We start from the raw sequence: 1,432 nt of genomic DNA on the forward strand, positions 1-1,432 counted from the left end.
GGAAACCATAATCCACACCAAAGAGATGCTCAGGGCGGTGCCGAATAAAGGGATAGGGTACGGGGCCTTGCATCAGGTCGGGAATTTAACCGGTGAGTTGCCGGCGATAAGTTTCAACTATCTCGGCCAGCTGGGGGGAGACGCCGGACAGGGCCTCCATCAAGACTGGTCACTGACTGACGACGATTGTGGGGCCATGATAGCTAGCGATAACCCCAATCCTTTGCTGCTGGATATCAATGGGGCGGTTCAGGCAGGCAGCCTGCAATTCAGTGTGAACTCCCGTTTGTCACCGGCCCAGACTCAGGTATTTATCACGGCACTTGAGCAGGCACTCACCACCGTTATCACGGCCGGCCAAAAACAGGCCCGGTTGGGCGGAGTAAAAACCCCCAGTGATTATGGTATTAAAGGCGTTTCAATCGAGCAGTTAAATCAACTGACTCATCGTCTTGATCATGTGAATAACGAAAATTCGTATCTCCATGTAGAAAAGAAAACAATTTTGGATGTGTAACAATATGTTGATATTACTGAAAGAACTAATTAAAAATCGGGTGTCAGTATGGGTCTGTGAAAATAAGTTAAAACTGGCGTTTGCAGGAGAAACGCCCCCTGTTCAATTAATCGATAAAGTAAAAGAGAAAAGGCAAAGCGTAATAGATTTCTTAAATGAAAGATGTATTTTCTCTGAAGAGGATTTTCAAAGTTTTATCTTTAATAAAAATCAGTCTAATGTCGATATAACTTTTGCTGATCCCAGCCAATATCTTGAAAATAAAATTGAAGCGATATTTCCTGCTACCAGTTTGCAGCAGGGTTTTGTTTATCATTATCTGGCTCAACCGCAGGATGATGCTTATCGAGTGCAGTTACTGTTGGATTATCACGACAGGCTGGATTTTGCGGTCTACCAGCAGGCCTGGGCACTGGCTTCACTGCGCTTCCCTGCCCTCAGGACGGCCTTTGACTGGGAAGGAGAGGTGTTGCAGATTGTGACAGAGGGCGCCAGTATCGGGCCGGCTAATTTCACGATCAAAGATATCAGTTCATTACCGCCAGAAGAGTGGGACCGGGCGATTGAAGAACTCCAGCGAAATGACCGGACCCAGCCTTTTGATTTAAGCCAGCCCGGGTTAATCCGTTTCACCTTAATCAGGCAGCAGGCACAGCGGGTGACGGTACTGATCACTCAGCATCACTGTATTGCCGACGGCTGGAGTACCCCGATTTTATTGCAGACCGTGCATGAGTATTACAATGCGCTGGTGCAGGGACGGGTCCCCCCGAAAGGGGGAGACACGGCTTATCTGGCGACTCAGCAGTATCATATTGATCACAAAGATGCCTCCGAGGCGTATTGGGCTGAACGCAAAACCCAGTTTCAGGGGGCGAATGATCTTTCTGCCCTGTTAAGTCACGGGATTGACCT

General features: G+C 48.1%; 2 protein-coding genes. Both read left to right on the plus strand.

Features of this window, described 5'->3' with window-relative positions; translation table 11 throughout:
• A partial coding sequence (locus NXS07_RS20025) for a hypothetical protein (protein ID WP_258087512.1) occupies window positions 1-517 on the plus strand: 517 nt, incomplete at its 5' end.
• Between the two features lie 4 nt (window positions 518-521).
• Window positions 522-1,432: condensation domain-containing protein (locus NXS07_RS20030; protein WP_258087513.1), on the plus strand; the 911-nt coding region annotated here is incomplete at its 3' end.

It is taken from the genome of Xenorhabdus bovienii, from assembly GCF_024721015.1.
Taxonomy (GTDB): domain Bacteria; phylum Pseudomonadota; class Gammaproteobacteria; order Enterobacterales; family Enterobacteriaceae; genus Xenorhabdus; species Xenorhabdus bovienii.